We start from the raw sequence: 19,147 nt of genomic DNA on the forward strand, positions 1-19,147 counted from the left end.
GGAAAGAATCTTATTTGCTGTTTGTTTTTTCCATGTAACGCTTTTGAGCCGATTTTAGAGCAACAATTACAGAATCACTGGAAGGTGCAAGGTAGTGTTGTTCAATCCGTTTGATTAAAGGTGTAAGATCGACACTAATATCGTAACCAATGATGAGCTTTTGGAAAAAATTTTGAGCCAGGTTTGTAATGAAAGTGAATTCAGCATCTACAATTTCATGTGAAGTTGTATCAATTTCTAATACTATACCTGCATGCTTGTATATTTCATACATCGAACTGCCTTGCGGGGCCTTAGCATACGCTGTAACCAGGATAGTGTTAAGTTTTTCTAATGTCATAATATATACCTCCATATCTGATAACTATAATACTATAACATTCTGAAAACAAAAACGTAAAAATCTATATCAATTCGAATCTGACTAGGGGGTGTATTGATGGAGGGACAAATCACAGTTATTGGCGCTGGAAAGATGGGTCTTGGGATTGCCCAATTCTTTGCCCAAAATGATAAAGAAATAGTACTTGTGGATTTGAATGAAAGGGTTATAGAAGAAGCTCCTGACAAGATTAAAGAGGAATTAATACATTTAGTTAATATAGGTATCCTAAAAGAGGAAAAGGCAAAAGAAATTTTAAATAGAATAAATTTCTCTTCCAATCTTAATGATGCGAGTTCAAGTAAATTAATATTTGAAGCAATCCCGGAGAAATTGGATTTAAAAAGAAATTTATTCAACCGTCTCGAAAAAATCTGCGATATATCGACAATATTCGCTACAAATACCTCAGGTATTTCTATAAATGAAATATCGACGGTTTTGAAGCGACCTGAAAGATTTATCGGTGCTCACTTTTTCATGCCAGCTGCTATTATTCCGTTAATAGAAGTAGTTAAAAGTGATAGAACAGATCATGGAGTCGCTGATTATATCATTACATTGTTTAAAACACTAGGTAAAGAAGCAGTATTAGTTAGAAAAGATATTCCTGGGTTTATTGCGAACAGAATTCAACATGCAATGGCTAGAGAAGCAATATCTTTACTGGAAAAAGGTGTTGCCAGCGCAGAGGACATTGATACTGTAATAAAGTGGAGTTTAGGGATAAGAATGATTTTTACTGGGCCTCTGGAACAAAGAGATTTTAATGGTTTGGATATCCATTCTGATATTGCAGCTTATTTATATGAGGACCTGGAGAACAGAACAGTCGCTTCACCGCTCTTGCTGCAAAAAGTTGAAAAAGGCGAGATCGGAGTAAAAGCGAATAAAGGGTTCTATGAATGGGACGAAGATACGAAACAACAACATATTCAAGCTAAAAATGATGCATTGCTAAAAATGATTAAGTATCTTGAAAAGGAGAGTATGAATAATAATGAAAGCAATTATAAAGAATGACAGAGGTTTTGGTGTCAAAATTGAAGATGTAGATACTCCAGAACTAAAACAAGATGAAGTCCTTGTAAAAGTTTCTGCAGCGAGTATTTGTGGCAGTGATCTTCATATGTATGAAGGTATGGATGCATATAGTTGGGTAGATACCCCCGTTATATTGGGGCATGAATTTACTGGAGAAGTCGTCGAAGTTAATAATTCTGGACATGAGTATTTAATGAACAAAAGAGTTGTCATTAATCCATATATTCCATGCGGCGAATGTAATAATTGCCAAAAAGGGAATACAAATTTATGTGATCATGGGCAGGGAGCCATGGACAAAGTAGCTGCAAAATCTTTAAGATATGGGTTCAGAGAAGATGGTGGGATGGCAGAATACGCAGCTGTTTATTATAAAAATGTCCTGGAGTTGCCGGATAACATTACTGATGAAGTAGCTGGAATGTTAGAAGCTCTGGGAATTGGTGTCAGAGGCTTGGAGAGGGCTGATATCTTACCAGGTAACACGGCAGTAGTGATTGGACCGGGTCCAATCGGACTTTCGATGGTTGCTTCACTTTCAAACTATGGTTTAGATAAATTGATAGTGACTGGATTAAGAAAAGACCAAAAGCGTTTAGAATTAGCATTGGAACTTGGTGCAACAGATGTTGTTTATGCCGACGAACAAGATCCTATAGAACTCGTCAGAGTGTTGACAAACGAAGAAGGTGTAGACAACGTCTTCGAAACGAGCGGTTTTCATCAATCCTTAGTGGATGGTGTCCGTATGTGTTCGAAAGGGGCTGAACTATTACTCATTGGAATTGCACCAGAAGATACAACACTGTCTTCTAACGAAATAGTAAGAGGAGAAATCACAGTAAAAGGTGTTTATGGGGTAACTGAAAAGACAATGAAACGAACCATTTCGATGGCGGCTTCAGGAAAATATCCATACAATAAATTGGTTTCACACATGTTTAAATTTGAAGATGCTGTAGAAGGATTCCAGGCAGGACTGAATAAAGAGGCTGTGAAAGTGATTTTGAAACCTGAATGATGGTCTCAGGATTCTAAGTAAACATACTTACGTTAAGCTGATGACTTTTGAGAGATAGGTTTTCAGCTTTTTTGTAATTTTAAAAAATATATTGAGTAAGACAACTACAGTTCCTAAGGCCTGAGGTTGGTTCAATCCGTGGCTCACTTTCCCTGCACTCAGTGGCGCTATCTTATGCGCTGTGTGGCTCAAAACTATGCATAAGTACCTCAACGCGGCACAATAATCCCGAAGGTTCAAATGTGCTGCCTAATCAGATGGTCTGGATCGGCACCCCACAAAACCGCGCAGGAAACGTCTTCTGACGGCTGGAGGTGCTGGATTTCAAAGGGAGTACACTTCAACTGATCGCCAATCGGTTTGATTTGAATGCCAAAGAGATTTCGGAGATGTACCGGTCCCGCTGGGCGATCGGGACTGTTTTTCAAATGGATCAAGAAGCATCTGCGCATCGAGAAATTTTACGGACAAAGCGAATGGGCGATTCAAAATCAAGTGTTTGTTGCCCTGATTGTATTTTGCCTGCACGTGCCCATCCAGATTGAGACAGACAGCCGGCGAAGCATTCTGCAGATCAGTCGGTACTTACGGGCGGTTTTATGGAAGCCCGACCGCATATGGCTGCGGAAAGTCAAAGGAAAAGTTGCGCCTAACACGTAAATGATAGCGTCGCAAAAGCTTATTTATAAATGATTTCTAAATGGACGAAGCCACCTTTGTTTAGGTGCTCGCTTTTTTGGCTGTCGTCAAAGAAAATATCATTTTGAATATTGCGATAAAATTTATGCAAAGCTAGTGATAAATGGTAGAGAATAATATCTATGTGTAAGGTTTAAACATACCGTGTCTCCGAATGCGGATAGCCCTTATCAGTTTATACTAAAGTTTGTCAACCACAAATGAATATTCATCGAGTTTTTAACCTTTTGCATTGAATAATTTGGCTGCTCACTAAAGAAATATTTTTTTAGTGAGCAGCTTTTTCGTGCTTGTTTTTGAAGACAAAGCTCATAAAAAGTGTCGTTTCATTTACGAGATAACAGCAAACTCCAAAATTTCTGTTGGGTGACTTTTTGTATTAAATCTATCGCTTGGTTGGTTTGGGTAAATGCTGTAACCTCTTCAAGAGCATAAACTTGATCCTGATATGATACAAACTGTTGAGATGACTGAGTAGTCCTAATGACCATGACTTTTATTTTACAGAAAAAACATTTCAAAATGCTAGTTAGAGTCTACTGAAAAATAAAATTTTCTTTGATTTAACGAGATTTATCCCCGTTTTTGTCGAAATAAAGTGCCCAGTCATTTACTTTGGAACCAACCAAATCTGAAGCATGTTACAGCACTCGCCAGCCATACGGGACTGACATCCCTGAGCCACAGACAGTACTGCGACCTTCTGGTCATCCAGAAATCACATCGCCAGCAAGGGGAAATGTTTGAAGCGCACAGCCCCCGTATTGACGAACACATCGTCAGTATCCATCAACCGCATGTCCGGCTCGTCTTTCAGTAATTGGCTGTAGGATGTTCAGTGCCCCTAGTTAATTATAATTGATCTCAATATAAGCATTGATAATTTTCTGAAAAAATATTATCATTAAAATATATAAGAACCAATGGTTCTTTAAAAGAACCGAAAGGAGAGATTTATGTGAGAGTAACAACAGATATAGGTGGTACGTTTACTGATTTGCTTTATATTGATAACAATGGAGAATTTTATTTTGATAAGGTACACACTACCCCCCCTAATTTTGAGAACGGGGTCATGAACGTAATGGAAAAATCAAGTTTGAATTACGAAATGATTGATATGTTCATACATGGATCTACCATTGTAATTAATACCTTAACTGAACGTAAGGGGGCAAAAGTAGGCTTGATTACTACAAAAGGTGCCCGAGATGTACTGGAAATTGCTCGGGGGAATAGACCTGACCTCTACAATTTCAAATATAAGAAACCTGCACCTTTTGTTGAAAGATACTTGAGATTAGAAGTAAATGAAAGAATGAATTATAAGGGGGAAATATTAGAAGGATTGAGTGAAGAAGATGTTTTGGATGCAATTGATTATTTTAAAAAGGAAAATGTGGATGCAGTAGCAGTTTGTCTTTTACATGCTTATAAAAATCCTCTGCATGAGAGGGCAGTGGTAGATTTAGTAAGAAAGTATTGGCCGGAAACCACTGTAACTGCCTCTCACGAATTAATTAATGAATGGAGAGAGTATGAGCGCACCAATACAACAGTTTTGAATTCTTATGTAAAGCCTGTTATGGAAAGGTATATTGATAATTTAGATTCGAAATTAAATGAAAAAATTTCGAACAATAATAGATATATCATGCAATCTAACGGAGGAATAACTTCATTTGATGATTCAAGAGAATTTCCTGTTAATTTAATTGAGTCTGGTCCTGTAGCAGGGGTTTATGGTGCAGCTATTTTAGGTGAAATCATAGGAGAACCTAACATCATTTCTTTTGATATTGGTGGCACTACTGCCAAATGTTCATTGATTAATAATAAAGAAGTAAAAGTTTCAACAGATTATTATATTGAAAAAAACGATCGGTATGCGGGGTACCCCGTTAAAGTACCAGTAGTTGATATTGTAGAAATAGGAAACGGAGGTGGATCTATTGCATGGATTGATGAACTCGGTTCATTGAAAGTTGGCCCACAATCCGCCGGATCTAATCCTGGACCTGTATCATACGGCCAGGGAGGGGAGAAAGCGACTACAACAGATGCAAATCTTTATGTTGGAAGATTGTCTGCTAAAAACTTTGATAACAATGTGGATATTGTTAAGCTCCGGGAAGCAATTAATAATCAGGTAGCTAATGCTTTTAACACTCCTACAGAAGATGGTGCTTTGGGAATAATTGATATTGCAAATTCAAATATGCTTAATGCTCTTAAGCTGATTTCAGTCAGGAAAGGATTTAACCCGCAAGATTTTACCATGGTAGCATTTGGCGGAGGAGGACCGATGCATGCCGCTGAATTAGCAAGAGAGTTAAAAATTAAGAAAGTTGTTATACCGCATGCTGCTTCAGTTTTTTCCGCCTGGGGAATGCTGATGTCTGATACCCGAAAAGATTATATTCAAACTTATTTAGCAAAGTTAGATAAACTTGACTTTAAAAACATTAACGACCAGTGGAATGTAATGGAGCATACTTCTTTAGATGATTTTTCCAATAACAATCTTGATAAGTTTCCAATAGAATTTGAAAGATCGATTGACTTAAGGTATGAGGGGCAGGAACACACAGTTAAAATGCGAATTTCAGATGATATATGGAATGAAGAATTTGTAGAAAGTATTAAAACGAGTTTTCATGAAATGCATGAATTTACTTACTCATTTAGATTAGAGAATACAGGGGTAGAGATTGTAAACATGCACCTAACATCAATTGGAAAAATTGACAGACCAAAATTGAAACAATTAGAAAACAAAGGCATAGAGTTAAAAGATACAATAAAAGAAGTTAGAGATGTTTATTTTAAAAACAATGGTTGGAGTAAAACTAATATATACAATCGGGAATTACTTGAAGAAGGTCATATGATAGAAGGGCCCGCTGTAATTGAAGAGAGGACAACTTCTACAATAATTTTAGACAACCAACAAGCAAGAATTGATGAATACGGAAATATCATTTTAATAGTAGAGGTGAAATAATATGACCCAGACTAACACTAACCCCTATGCTAAAGAAATAATAAAAGATACACTTATGTCTATAGGCGAAGAAATGTTTGTAGCATTGGCACGCACATCAATGAGTCCCATTATCTACGAGGTACTTGATTATGCTTGTGGATTGACAGATGCTAAAGGAAACTTAATCAGTCAGGGAAATGGCGTCACCTCATTTATTGGTATGCTCAGTCCGATGGTAAAGTCTGTGTTGGATAAATTTGGTGATGACCTTAAAAAGGGCGACATTATTATTATAAATGATCCTTATGTTGGCGGAGGGTCTCACCTTTCAGACGTTGGGTTGGTGATGCCTATTTTTCATGAGAACCAATTAGTTGGTTTTTCTGCTAATAAGGGGCATTGGACTGATGTCGGAGGTAAAGATCCCGGATCTCTTACGAGTGATTCAACTGAAATATTTCAGGAGGGAATTCAACTATCAGGAGTAAAGCTTTTTGATGAAGGCATTTTAAATAATAGTTTAGAAACAATTATCACTGATAATATAAGATTGCCTCAATTTTCAATTGGTGATATGTGGGCCCAGGTATCAGCACTAAGAACTGGTGAAAAACGATTTAAAGAATTATGCAATCTTCATTCAAAAGAAACTCTGGTTCAAGTGATTGAAGATTTAATTTTAAGTTCTGAAGAATATTCACAACAAGTTATTTCTTCTCTGCCTAAAGGTGTTTATGAAGCAGAAGATTTTATAGAAGGTGACTCTGAAAAAGGGGGGCCTTATAAGATAAAAGTAAAAGTTACTATCACAGATGCTGAATTTATATGTGATTTTAGAGGTTCTCATGAACAAGTTTTTCATCCGGTGAATTGTACTTACTACGGACTTCTTGCCAGTGTAAGAGTAATGTATTTAGCAATAGTACAACCCCAATTTAATATTACAGAAGGTTTATTTAAACCCCTTAAGATAATCACTGATAGAAAGTCTATTTTGTCTGCCGAAAGACCCGCTCCTGTCTCAATGAATTTTGAAGCAAGGTTAGGTGGAGCGGAATTAATCTGGAAAGCTTTGGCACCTACAATACCAGAAAGACTGCCTGCTGGGCATTCACTTTCTGTCTGCTCAGTGACAGTGTCGGGGGTCCATCCTCATACCCACGAAGATTTTCTAATTGTTGAACCATCTGTAGGTGGTTGGGGCGCTACTAATGAAAGTGATGGTCAAAGAGGCCAGTTTTGTATGGGAAATGGTGAAACATACAATGTACCTATTGAAGTAGCTGAAGCAAAATATGGTGTTATGGTCAGTGAGTATGCTTTCAGAAATGATAGTGGTGGTGCCGGAGAATTTATAGGGGGCCAGGGTGTTGTAAGGTCTTATAAAATTTTGAGTGATGATCAATATCTTTCTGCAAGTTATGGGAGACATAAATTTGCGCCATGGGGGATGAATGGCGGTAAAGCAGGAGCGCCAAGTTATATTGAAGTTTATAGAGAAAATGGGGATGTGGTTGGCCCATTTGGTGTGACAACAAGATTGAATTTAAAGAAGGGAGACACTGTTAAATTAGTAACTCCTTCTGGTGGCGGATACGGCAACCCTAAGGACAGAAATTATGATAAAGTGGAGAGGGATATTAAAAATGGCTTCTATACTGAGGAGGAAGCTAGAATACAATTTGGACACAAATAGAGGTAATTATATGACTTTAAAATCTTTAAGTTTTGCAATAGATGTCCTTTCTATGTTTACTAACGAAAATCCTACATGGGGGTTAAGAGATTTATCAAAAGAGATGGACGTAAACCATACAATAATATATAGAATTTTAAAAACTTACGAGAGTAAAAACATTTTAGTCCAAAATACTGATTCTAAAAAGTACGAACTTGGCCCTGGTCTAGCATCAATACTTTCAACTTATCGAAGTAAAAACACATTGTCAGATTTGTTATTACCTATGATGGAGGAATTAAGTGATAAGACTAATGAATCAGTTTTTTTAACATGGAAAGATAAGCTCGAAGGCGTTACTGTCGAAATAGCCGAAAGTTCAAATAATATTAGATTTGCTGTTTCCAAAGGTACAAGAACTCCACTGTATTTAGGTGCTTCAGCGAAAGCAATAATGGCATTTCTGAGTAGAGAGGAACAAAACGAGGTTATAAGGCAAGGTATTAAAAAAATGACTGCAAAATCTATGACAGATTCCTCGGAAATTATTAGAGATTTAGAGAAAGTAAAAGATAAAGGTTGGTCATATACTGAAGGAGAATACTCTGATGATGTTTTTGGGATTAGCACCCCTATATTCAACACACGAGGAGAAGTTCTGGCATCACTAACTATTGCCGGTCCAATTTATAGGATAAATAATGAGAACAAAGATAGAATACTTGCATTATTAATTGAATACACACAAAAAATAACAGATCTAATCAGCATCTTTGATGAAGATAAATATATCTAAATAAGAGAATATTAAGCACAACCTGTGATTATAATGCAGGTTGTGCTTTTTTTATTTTCTTTAACTCAACTTAGTTTAATGTCTGGAAAATATTAAGAATTTTTAAAACCTAGTTAATTTAAAGAATATAATGATTTTTCAGTAATCTATTGCAATGAGAAAATTTACATTGTATAATCTAATCATAATAAGAACAATTGGTTCCTATTAAGAACCAATTGAAGTTAGAAGATTATATTAAAATTATAGGACTATTTATTAGGGGGAGAATTATGCTACATGATTTAGTATTAAAAGTTTTTCATGCATTGGATAGACCTGATGCAAATGGTGAAAAGATTAAGGCTTTGTATAATTCTTATGGACATGATGAAATTTCTGTCACTGAAATTAGAGAAACTCAAGGAGGAACAGATTTCATCAAGATAAAAATTCCAGGGATAAATGGGAAAGCAACTGGAGGAAATGCTCCTACTTTGGGTGTCATTGGAAGATTGGGTGGAGTTGGAGCAAGGCCGAAGCAAAAAGGGTTTGTTTCTGATGGTGACGGAGCATTGGCATCACTTAGTGCGGCATTAAAGATTGTTGATATGAAAAACAAAGGGGAAAATTTAGAAGGCGATGTAATTGTAGCGACTCATATAGATCCTAATGCACCAACTATTCCTCATGATCCTGTTCCTTTTATGGGTTCTTCAGTAGATATGACTGTGATGAACGAGTATGAAATTGATAATGAGATGGATGCTATCATAACCATTGATACAACAAAGGGGAACCGTATTACAAATTTCAGGGGTATATGCATTACTCCGACTGTTAAAGAAGGTTATATTCTTAGAGTAAGCGAAAGTCTAATCGATATATTACAAAATGTTACTGGGAAACCAGCTTCAGTTTTGCCAATTACAACACAAGATATTACTCCCTATGGGAATGATATCTATCATATAAACAGTATATTACAACCATGCACAGCTACTGAAAAACCTGTGGTTGGCCTTGCCATTACTTCAGAAGTTACTGTCCCAGGCAGCGGAACCGGGGCCTCACAGTTGAACGATATAGAGGAAGCTGCCAGATTCTCTTTAGAGGCAGCAAAATTATTTGGCTATAGTAAGGTTTCATTTTACGATGCAGAAGAATTCTCAAAGCTAGTAAGTTTGTATGGGTCATTATCCCACTTTCAAACATTAGGGGTTGAATAGTGTTTGCCTTTCAAAATTAATATTATAATGGGGAGATATTAATGAGTATTAAAGAATTGAATTCAGAAATGATTGAACCTTTGGTAATTGGTGGGTGTATATTGGGTGGTGGTGGCGGCGGAGCCATAAATGAAGGATTGAAAATTGCTGAGTTGGCCTTTGAAGTTGGCACACCAAGTTTAATTACTCTTGATGAACTGAGAGAAGAAGACATAATTATCACTGTTTCCGCTGTAGGAGCTCCAGCTGCTAAAAATCAATTTGTACAGCCAATGGATTATGTTGAAGCGGTAAAATTGCTTGAAAAAGCAAAAGAAATTTCTCCAATGGCATTGATAACTAATGAGAACGGAGGAATTGCTACAGTAAATGGTTTTTTTCAATCTGCAGTAACAGGTATTCCAGTACTCGATGCCTCATGTAATGGAAGGGCCCATCCAACAGGAGTTATGGGAGCTATGCAATTAAATGAAGTAGAGAAATATAATTCAATCCAATCTGCTGTAGGTGGAAAACCAAATTCTGATTTTCGTCTAAGACAAATTTTACAAGGAAATTTAAATACTTCATCACATATGGTCAGACAAGCTTCTATTTCTGCTGGAGGGCTTATAGCTGTAGCAAGAAATCCGGTACAGAAAACATATCTGAATTCACACGGGGCCATAAACGCATTATCACATGCATATAAGATTGGCCTTGCACATCAATCAGGGAAAAATAATAAAGAAAAAATGGAAAATGTGGCTACTGCTTTGAATGGTGAAATAATTTTAAGTGGAGAAATCAAAGAACTTGTTTTCGAAACCATTGATGGTTTTGATTTAGGAAAGGCGATTATTCAATCCGGTAAAGAATCAATTGAATTGACTATATGGAATGAATATATAACATGTGAGAATTTGAAAGGTGATAGAGTCGCCACTTTCCCAGATTTACTGATGACATTCGATAACGAATCTGGCTGCCCGGTTACCAGTGCAGAAATTAAGAAGGGGCAAGAGGTTACAGTGATTTACACTTCCCGAGATAATCTCATTCTTGGTAGTGGAATGCGTCTGGAGAGTAATTATGGAGCAGTAGAAAAAGTCGTTGAAAAAGAAATATTAAAATACATCCAGGATGTTTTCAGCAAAGAGGTGCTGCACAGTGAGTAACTTATTAGCAATTACTATTGGAGAGGCCCCAAGGGAAGATATAGGGTCGATATTAGAAAAATATCTGACGAACATTGAGGTGATACAAAAAGGGGGCTCGATAATATGGATGAAGATGAGTTGCAAAATATATTGACCTATTCAGGGTCTGATGAAACTTTTGTCACCAGGTTATCGAATGGAGAACAAATTATATTAAATGCTGAAATTACCGAAGAAAAAATCCAGAAAATTATAACCGAGGCAGAGGCATTTGATTATGAAAATATTTTATTGCTTTGTACAGGCACCTTCAAAAATATTAAATTAAAAAGTTCAAAATTATTCTTACCTGAACAATTAGTATCTCCTGTGATAGCTAAGCTTGGTCGATCTCAAAAAATGGGTTTAATGATTCCTCAAGAAAGTCAAAAGAAGATGATGACAAAAAAGTGGAGTAAGTATGAAATATTTCCTCTTATAGCTAGTGCTTCCCCTTATTCAAATATAGAGGAGATAATAATGGCTGCTAAATATTTGGAAAATGAAGATAGCGACTTCATATTAATGGATTGTATGGGGTATACAGAGGAAATGAGAAAGTCGGTATTCGACGAGGTGAATATCCCGATTATATTATCCAATACTCTAATGGCCAAAATATTGTCCGAAATTCTATAAGGAGCTGTTTTAAATTAATAAGAAAGCAAAGCAGGAATTACAAAATTTAATGGAAAATAAAAGTATAGACGCTGTGGGCATTGTCCCAGGTACAAACTTATTTTACTTAACCGGAATTAGAATTAAACAAAGTGAAAGATTGACTTTTATTCTTATTTTGAAAAATGGAGAGACCTTTGCACTGGTACCGGAAGTGGAGCTGGATAAATTTGAAACAATATTTGCTGAAAATATCTTTTCTTACAAAGATGAATCGGGGCCGGAGGAGGCGTTAAAAAAACTCAGAAAAAGGTTATCTGAAAAATCATCTGTGGTGAGCGTTGAATACAGTAACTGCAGAGTTATGGAGTATCGAGTTTTTGAATCTCTGGGAAAAGAAATAAAAAACGCTGATGATATGGTTAATAAGCTAAGAGTTAGCAAAACCAAAGAAGAAAACGATGATTTACGAAGCGCAGTGCAAGTACTTGAAGAAAGTTTTGAGGCAATAATTCCAATAGTCAAACCTGGAGTTAAAGAAATTGAAATTGCAGCACAACTTGAATATGAAATGAAAAAGCGGGGGTCTACGGGTACTCCATTCGAAACTATTGTTGCTTCCGGATACAGGGGAGCGAGTCCACATGGCAGAGCAAGTAACAAAAAGATTAAAGGTAGCGAACTGGTAGTGATTGATTTTGGGTCTACCGTCAATGGTTATGTAGGAGATATTTGCAGAACTATAGCGGTAGGTGAAACAGGGAAAGAAGAGAAAAAAGTTTATGAAATTGTTAGGGAAGCACAGGAAAGCGCAATTAATCTTGTTAAGCCTGGGATAACAGCACATGAAGTAGACGAAGCAGCTAGGAAAGTGATAAATACTCATGGGTATGGGGAGTATTTCACTCATCGGACTGGACATGGTCTTGGTCTCAATTCGCACGAAAAACCGTATATTATGCAGGATAATAAAACAGTATTAGAACCTGGTATGGTTTTTTCCATTGAGCCTGGCATATATCTGCCTGATAAATTTGGCGTAAGGATTGAAGATAATATTGTAGTAACTGAAGATGGATCTGAAAATTTGATGAAGCTTAGTACCAATTTAATAGAAAATTAAAAGAGCTGCAAAGGGATGGATAATTTGTCGGTAGGAATAATAAGAGTGTTTACTACAGAAGACCAAGAGATAACCAACTCACATGGTAATAAAATTGAGGAAACTTATAATATCAGATGTATAAATAAATGTATCCATCAACAGCCAAAAGGTATTTATGATGAAGAAAGTGAGACTAAAGCGATACCTAAAATTATAGAGCTTGCAAAAGAATTTGAGAACCACCACAAGGTAAGCTGTATTGCAATAAGTTGTGCAGCAGATCCAGGCTTAGAATTAGTAAGAAATGAAGTATCCGTACCAGTTGTTGGTGCTGGTAGTTCTGCAGCGCATATGGCCAAAACCGTGTCACAAAAAATTGGAATATTAACAATTGCAAATGAAGTGCCGCAAGCAATGACAAGAATTTTGGGTGATAGTTTAATTTCTTGGAGAAAGCCTTCTGCAGTAAACAACACAGCAGATTTACTTAAAGGTTACGCAATAGAAAATTCTTTAGCAACTGCAAAAGAGCTAATGAGGGACGGAGCTGAGGTGATAGTCTTTGCTTGTACAGGTTATGTGACTATTGGTTTCGGTGACATTCTTAAAAATAAACTGGGCGTTACAGTAATAGATCCAGTTGAAACAGAGGGGAACGCTTTATCATTTATATTAAGGGGTGAGTAACATGAAAGGGAATAATCAAAAGAATATATTTTTGGATCCTACATTTATTATTCTCATTCTCATTTTGACTGTAATGGGTGCAATTATAGGGATGCAGTTGATAACAACACTGGGCATCACAGCAAATACATCAATCATTGGTGCACTTTTCGCTATGATTTTGGGTCGAATACCATTTGCCTTTCTTCACAAATTTAGATCAGTGTATACTCAGAATTTAATTCAAACTGCAATATCTTCTGCTACTTTTGGCGCAGGAAACACACTGTTTATCCCAATTGGCGTACCTTTTGTTTTAGGTATGCCTGAACTCATAACCCCAATGTTAGTTGGCGCTGGGATAGCATTAGTTATTGATGGGGCTATGATGTACAGATTATTCGGATCTCAGGCATTTCCTGCCTCGGGAGCATGGCCGCCAGGGATTGCTGCTGCTGAAGCCATCAAAGCAGGAGATGAAGGTGGTAAAAAAGCAGGGTTGCTGGGGTTGGGTATTTTAGGAGGTGTTGGAGGTGCCATAGCAGGCATTCCAATGTCAGCATTTGGAGTGGCATTCATTGGTAATATAATTGCATTGACAATGTTTGGTTTTGGGTTATTACTCAGTGGATATTCTGAATTTTTATTCGGAGTAAATATGAGCGATCAATATATTCCACATGGTATCATGGTAGGTGCAGGAGTTGTGGCTTTTGGACAATTTATTTATTTGTTAGTTAAAGGGAGTAAAGGAAAGGAAAAACAGAAACTACAGCTAAATGAGAATATTTCCCAAGAAAGAGATGTTACAAGAAGTGAGAAAGATGTAGGAAAAGCGTTAATATTTGGTTATATTGCATATGTGCTGGGAGCCCTTTTACTTGCAGCAATTGGTGGAATACTAACAGATATGTCTATACCTATGATTATCCTTTTTGCCTTATATGCGGCATTTGCAGCATTAATCACCGAAATCATAGTCGGGGTGGCTGCCATGCACTCAGGCTGGTTTCCAGCATTTGCAGTTTCTCTTATTTCATTAGTTATTGGCATACTACTTGGGTTCCCAATACCAGCTTTGGCGCTTCTTGTTGGGTATACAGCTGCCACAGGACCAGCGTTTGCAGATATGGGTTACGATTTTAAAGCAGGCTTTGTCTTAAGAACAAAAGAATCGATAGCTTTTGAACTAGAAGGAAGAAGAATGCAATTCTTCGTATCGTTAATCGGTTTTGGTGTAGCAATTATTATGGTAGCACTATTCCATGGTGGATATTTCGCGCAGGACTTAGTGCCTCCTGTTGACTATGTATTCGCAGCTACAATCGAAGCAGGGGTAGATAGTTCAGTCGCTTGGGCAATTATATTATGGGCAATTCCTGGAGCCTTATTACAATTAATCGGCGGGTCAAAAAGACAGATGGGGATTCTATTCGCAACTGGTCTGTTATTAGTAGATCCAATCGCAGGGTGGACAGTACTTACAGGTTTAGCTATCAGAGTAACAATTCTTAAAATTAAAGGAGAAGAGTCACAGTATGCAATGTATACTACAGCTGCTGGATTTATAGCTGGAGATGCATTATATAGCTTCTTTAATTCAGTATTTAGAGCGAGGTAAGTTAGAGAACCAATTGCTTAGAATTTAATTGTCGAACATGTTATTAAATGTTACAAAGCTAATACTATAGAGTCGCTTTAAAATGAAAGAATATTCTTTGTAACATGTCAGGAATGAATCTTAACACTATGGCTTAGGGTAGATTTTAAGTGTTAAAGTTAGGAAGAATTATAAAGAGGCATCAGCTGCAACTGATGCCTCTTTACTGTAATCCAAGAAAATACAACATTATATACTGTGTTACAGATCAGAAAATTTTATCGGGAGCATATATCTATAATATCATTGAGTTAACATGAAAGTGACCGACACAACATTATGATAACAACAAGACGACTTGTATACAGTCATAACAACGATTTCAAAGTCAGAGTTACTATCAGGATTTTATTGTGGGACAAGTTGTAACTTTACATACATACTGTATGTATGTTATAATGTAAATATTACAAAAAGGGGTGATGAAAATGCAGTTCAATAGTTTTTATCCAGTGCTGATGACGGACAGGGTGGCAGCGACACGTGATTTTTATCAACAGAATTTCGGGTTTAACGTTGTTTTTGATGCAGGCTGGTATGTAAGTCTGCAAAGGGAAGCGTCAAATGACGAACTGGCCATACTGGACTTCACGCATGAAACGGTTCCTGGAACATATGCTGCACTTGTACAAGGGACTATTCTGAATATTGAAGTAGAAGATGTCAATTCTGCCTATGCTCATCTGATCGAGGAGAATCATCTGGAGCTTGTAATGGAACTGCGGGATGAAGCTTTTGGCCAGCGGCATTTCATGACGAAGGATCCGGCGGGTGTATTGATTGATGTGATCGAGGTGATACCGCCTGATGCATCATTTCTTGAACAATATAACACGGATGTATGGAATGCTTAAGGAGAATGACTGATGAAAAAAAACAGAGAAGGTACGGAACAGACGATAAAAGGTTTGATAACGATTGCCCGCAAGCATTTTTCCACCTATGGATATGCAGATGTTTCCCTTGAGGGTATTGTGGCAGAAGCGGGGATGACGCGCGGGGCACTCTATCATCATTTCAATAATAAAAAAGGCCTGTTTCTTGCAGTGTTTGAAGAAGTGCAAATGGAAATAAGGGAAAATGTGGAAGGAGAAGCAGCCAAACATGATGATGCATGGGATCAATTGTTAAATGGATCCCGGGCATTTCTCGCGGCAGCTCTTAAATCGCAGAACGAACAGATACTTCTCATAGACGGACCCGCTGTCTTAGGATGGAATACGTTCAGGGAAATGGATGGAAGGTATTCAATGGATGCACTGCGGGAGCAGCTGGAAATGATGCAGGAAAAAAATCTTTTAGCTCCAGTGTCCGCAGATGCATTGACACACTGCCTTTCAGGGGCTATGAACGAAGCCGTTCTGTGGATTTCAGACCGTGAAAAGCAGGAAGATATTCTGGATGAAACAATGACAGTCATTTCCTCGCTGCTGCACGGGTTGAAATTATGAGTTTGTAGCGCTCCATTCTCACACAGTGAATCATAGCTGGGCATAGTCATTATAGCCCGTTCGAACAATTGGGCGGCACATATGCGAAATGGGGGGTTATGATTGCCGTTCTGATTGAAGCCGTTGGGGACGATATTTGAAAACCCCTTAAATAAGTTTAATATCAAGCGTTAGTATTCAAAAATTTGTCAGGATTATATTTCACTCCCAGTGAAAAATAATTGATTTATGCGGATGCAGGCCCTAAAATGATAGTTGACAGAATATTTTAATTTTATCTGAAGGGCACTTTCCGGATTTATGATCAATAATTAAAAGGGGTGTAGTTATTCATGGCAAATGATGTTTTGAAACAGCGGGTACAGGAATTTTTAGACGGAGACATGGGATTCTATATTAACGGTGACTACGTAAAAGCTCAGAGTGGTGAGACTTTTGAGACGAAGAACCCGGCGACTGAAGCGTTGATCGCTCGTGTCAGTGACCCGGGGGAAGACGATGTGGATAAGGCAGTGCAGGCTGCGAGACATGCATTTGATGACGGTGAATGGACGAAGATGGAACCGGCTGAGCGCTCCCGCATCATCTATAAATTGGCGGACATTCTGGAGGAACACAGGGAAGAACTGGCTCAACTCGAGTCTCTCGATAACGGTAAGCCCTATGCCCAGGCGCTGGAAGATGATGTAGGCGGTACGATCGATCAATTCCGTTATTATGCCGGATGGGCGACGAATATTGCCGGGAAAACGCCTAATGTCTCGACGGAACATCTGACTTATACTGTGCATGAGCCCATCGGTGTGGTCGGGCAGATCATCCCGTGGAACTATCCGCTGATGATGGCGGCATGGAAAATGGGCGCGGCGCTCGCTGCAGGTTGTACCATCGTGATCAAACCGGCCGCTGAAACGCCGCTGTCCATGCTGTACGCTGCAAAATTGTTCAAAGAGGCGGGCTTCCCGGATGGTGTCGTGAACATCCTGCCCGGCGGCGGTGTGGCCGGCACGGCACTAGTGACGCATCCGCAGGTGGATAAAGTGGCGTTTACCGGTTCGACTCAAACGGGAAGCGCCATCATGAAAAAAGCGGCGGATGATATTAAAAGCGTTACGCTTGAACTCGGCGGCAAATCTCCGTCAGTTGTCCTCGATGATGCGGATCTTGATGCTGCCTTGGACGGCATTTTTGACGGCACAATGTATAACTCGGGGCAGAACTGCAGTGCCACGACACGTATTTTCGTGCACCGTAGTATATATGATCAGGTGCTCGAGGCACTTAAGGAAAAAGCGGAAAAGGCCGTTGTCGGTTCCGGTTTGGACAGTGAGACTGAGTTGGGACCGTTAGTTTCAGAAAGACAGCTGAACAGGGTGCTTGGATATATCGAAAAAGGTAAAGAAGAAGGTGCCAGACTGGTTACCGGCGGCAATAGAAAAGGGAATAATGGTTACTTCGTGGAACCGACGATCTTCGCTGAAGTTGAGGACGATATGACCATTGCCAGAGAAGAAATCTTTGGGCCTGTCATGTCTGTATTTGTATTCGATGATGTGGAAGAAGTCATCAAAAGGGCAAATGACAGCGAGTATGGTCTGGCTGCAAGTGTGTGGACGGAGAATATTAGAAAAGGCCATTACATTGCAGGCAAACTGGAAGCAGGTACCGTCTGGGTGAATGATTTTGGGCTGGAACTGGAGACAATGCCGTTCGGCGGATACAAGAAATCAGGTATCGGCAGAGAAATGGGCGGCGAGTATGGCATCTCCAACTATATAGAAGTCAAAAGTGTATTTGTGAATACAAGTCAGAATTAGACGCTGGAGAAGGTGCGATATGAAGGATGATGCATTCGGCAATGAATTGAAGAAAGTCAGAAAAAGCAGGAAAATGACTTTGCAGGAATTGAGTGATCGAAGCGGTTTGTCCATCAGTTTCCTTTCGCAGGTCGAGAGAGGGCTGCGCACATTGACGTTCACTTCGATGAATAAAATCTCAGAAGCCCTGGACGTCAATGTAAACTTCTTCTTCGATAATGGGAATTCCAGCGTGAAGAAAAAAGTCAGGGACAGGCCCTCAGAAATGGAAACATTCTCATACACCAGCTTGAAAGGGAAAATGGAAGACCCCGATTTCATCCCTGCCCTGGTGGAGTTGAAATCCGGCGAATCACAAAAGATATCCTATACACATCGCGGTCAGGAATTTGTATATGTGTTGTCAGGGCAGCTGGAAGTTGAATTGGACGGTATGAAAGAAACATTATATGCGGAAGAATCCATCCATATCGATTCTTCCATGGCACACCATTGGTATAATGATTCGAATGGATTAACGACAATATTGCTGGTGTCATCATCAAAATGATATATCGGCTAAACTGGCCTGCCCCACAGATGGCCATCTGTGGGGCAGTTTTTAAGTATGACGGGCATGTCATATATCTGGGGTGAAAGTCCTCTTAGCGCGTAGTTATCGACGAAGCTAGCTAGCGACTCGCAAGCTTCACATCGTGAGATGTGGGGGAGAGGAAGCGATAGCGAAATCGTGGCCTGACGAATAGGAACAGGATAATGAGGCATTGTAGGAGGGTGAGTTGACTTAAGACAACAAAGTCCCTAAAGATAACCGTAACCCTATGGTGTAAATCCTGCA

At 38.6% G+C, this 19,147-nt stretch carries 17 protein-coding genes and 1 pseudogene; 17 read left to right on the plus strand and 1 reads right to left on the minus strand.

Annotated elements, in window-relative coordinates:
- Positions 1 to 10 precede the first annotated feature (10 nt).
- Positions 11 to 340, minus strand: coding sequence for a DUF3870 domain-containing protein (locus G343_RS0108470; RefSeq protein WP_020007705.1), 330 nt, complete (start codon positions 338 to 340; stop codon positions 11 to 13).
- 99 nt (positions 341 to 439) lie between these two features.
- Here G343_RS0108470 and G343_RS0108475 point away from each other — a divergent pair, with 99 nt between their 5' ends.
- The 17 genes and pseudogenes from G343_RS0108475 to G343_RS0108550 all read left to right on the plus strand — a co-directional run bounded on the left by G343_RS0108475 (position 440) and on the right by G343_RS0108550 (position 18,859).
- Positions 440 to 1,405 carry a 3-hydroxyacyl-CoA dehydrogenase NAD-binding domain-containing protein gene (locus tag G343_RS0108475; protein ID WP_020007706.1) on the plus strand — a complete coding sequence of 322 codons (966 nt, stop codon included), beginning with the start codon at positions 440 to 442 and terminating at the stop codon, positions 1,403 to 1,405.
- A complete protein-coding gene (locus G343_RS0108480) occupies positions 1,383 to 2,447 on the plus strand; it encodes a zinc-dependent alcohol dehydrogenase (RefSeq protein ID WP_020007707.1) in 1,065 nt (354 codons plus the stop codon). Before G343_RS0108475 ends, G343_RS0108480 begins: the two co-directional genes overlap by 23 nt.
- 230 nt (positions 2,448 to 2,677) lie before the next feature.
- Positions 2,678 to 3,107, plus strand: a pseudogene (locus G343_RS15190) (transposase); the annotation flags it as partial.
- Positions 3,108 to 3,744: 637 nt separating this feature from the next.
- On the plus strand, positions 3,745 to 3,966 hold the full coding sequence (locus tag G343_RS15415) for a hypothetical protein (protein WP_156823591.1): 222 nt from the start codon (positions 3,745 to 3,747) through the stop codon (positions 3,964 to 3,966).
- A 138-nt stretch (positions 3,967 to 4,104) separates the two neighbouring features.
- Entirely contained in the window at positions 4,105 to 6,150 is a 2,046-nt protein-coding gene (locus tag G343_RS0108490; protein WP_020007708.1) for a hydantoinase/oxoprolinase family protein, read from the plus strand.
- A 1-nt stretch (position 6,151) separates the two neighbouring features.
- Positions 6,152 to 7,828, plus strand: coding sequence for a hydantoinase B/oxoprolinase family protein (locus G343_RS0108495; protein ID WP_020007709.1), 1,677 nt, complete (start codon positions 6,152 to 6,154; stop codon positions 7,826 to 7,828).
- Positions 7,779 to 8,606: an IclR family transcriptional regulator gene (locus G343_RS0108500; RefSeq protein WP_169336671.1), complete on the plus strand. Its 828-nt coding sequence runs from the start codon at positions 7,779 to 7,781 to the stop codon at positions 8,604 to 8,606. Before G343_RS0108495 ends, G343_RS0108500 begins: the two co-directional genes overlap by 50 nt.
- Positions 8,607 to 8,878: 272 nt before the next feature.
- Positions 8,879 to 9,814 (plus strand): DUF1177 domain-containing protein, encoded by a 936-nt coding sequence (locus G343_RS0108505; RefSeq protein ID WP_020007711.1) that lies wholly within the window; start codon positions 8,879 to 8,881, stop codon positions 9,812 to 9,814.
- Positions 9,815 to 9,855: 41 nt separating this feature from the next.
- Positions 9,856 to 10,971: an S-methyl thiohydantoin desulfurase domain-containing protein gene (locus G343_RS14490; protein WP_020007712.1), complete on the plus strand. Its 1,116-nt coding sequence runs from the start codon at positions 9,856 to 9,858 to the stop codon at positions 10,969 to 10,971.
- A 105-nt stretch (positions 10,972 to 11,076) separates the two neighbouring features.
- A complete protein-coding gene (locus G343_RS0108515; RefSeq protein ID WP_020007713.1) occupies positions 11,077 to 11,631 on the plus strand; it encodes an AroM family protein in 555 nt (184 codons plus the stop codon).
- Between the two features lie 13 nt (positions 11,632 to 11,644).
- A complete protein-coding gene (locus tag G343_RS0108520) occupies positions 11,645 to 12,733 on the plus strand; it encodes a M24 family metallopeptidase (protein ID WP_026366334.1) in 1,089 nt (362 codons plus the stop codon).
- A 15-nt stretch (positions 12,734 to 12,748) separates the two neighbouring features.
- Complete coding sequence (locus G343_RS0108525; RefSeq protein ID WP_020007715.1) at positions 12,749 to 13,402, plus strand: aspartate/glutamate racemase family protein; 654 nt, start codon at positions 12,749 to 12,751, stop codon at positions 13,400 to 13,402.
- Position 13,403: 1 nt separating this feature from the next.
- Complete coding sequence (locus G343_RS0108530; RefSeq protein ID WP_020007716.1) at positions 13,404 to 15,002, plus strand: OPT/YSL family transporter; 1,599 nt, start codon at positions 13,404 to 13,406, stop codon at positions 15,000 to 15,002.
- 467 nt (positions 15,003 to 15,469) lie between these two features.
- Positions 15,470 to 15,895 carry a VOC family protein gene (locus G343_RS0108535; RefSeq protein ID WP_020007717.1) on the plus strand — a complete coding sequence of 142 codons (426 nt, stop codon included), beginning with the start codon at positions 15,470 to 15,472 and terminating at the stop codon, positions 15,893 to 15,895.
- A 12-nt stretch (positions 15,896 to 15,907) separates the two neighbouring features.
- The gene (locus G343_RS0108540; protein WP_020007718.1) at positions 15,908 to 16,492 is read left to right on the plus strand and encodes a TetR/AcrR family transcriptional regulator; all 585 of its coding nucleotides are present in this window, start codon (positions 15,908 to 15,910) and stop codon (positions 16,490 to 16,492) included.
- A 332-nt stretch (positions 16,493 to 16,824) separates the two neighbouring features.
- Positions 16,825 to 18,309: an aldehyde dehydrogenase family protein gene (locus G343_RS0108545; RefSeq protein ID WP_020007719.1), complete on the plus strand. Its 1,485-nt coding sequence runs from the start codon at positions 16,825 to 16,827 to the stop codon at positions 18,307 to 18,309.
- 19 nt (positions 18,310 to 18,328) lie between these two features.
- Entirely contained in the window at positions 18,329 to 18,859 is a 531-nt protein-coding gene (locus tag G343_RS0108550) for a helix-turn-helix domain-containing protein (protein ID WP_020007720.1), read from the plus strand.
- Positions 18,860 to 19,147: the final 288 nt, after the last annotated feature.

The organism is Salinicoccus albus DSM 19776 (assembly GCF_000385175.1).
Taxonomy (GTDB): Bacteria; Bacillota; Bacilli; order Staphylococcales; family Salinicoccaceae; genus Salinicoccus; species Salinicoccus albus.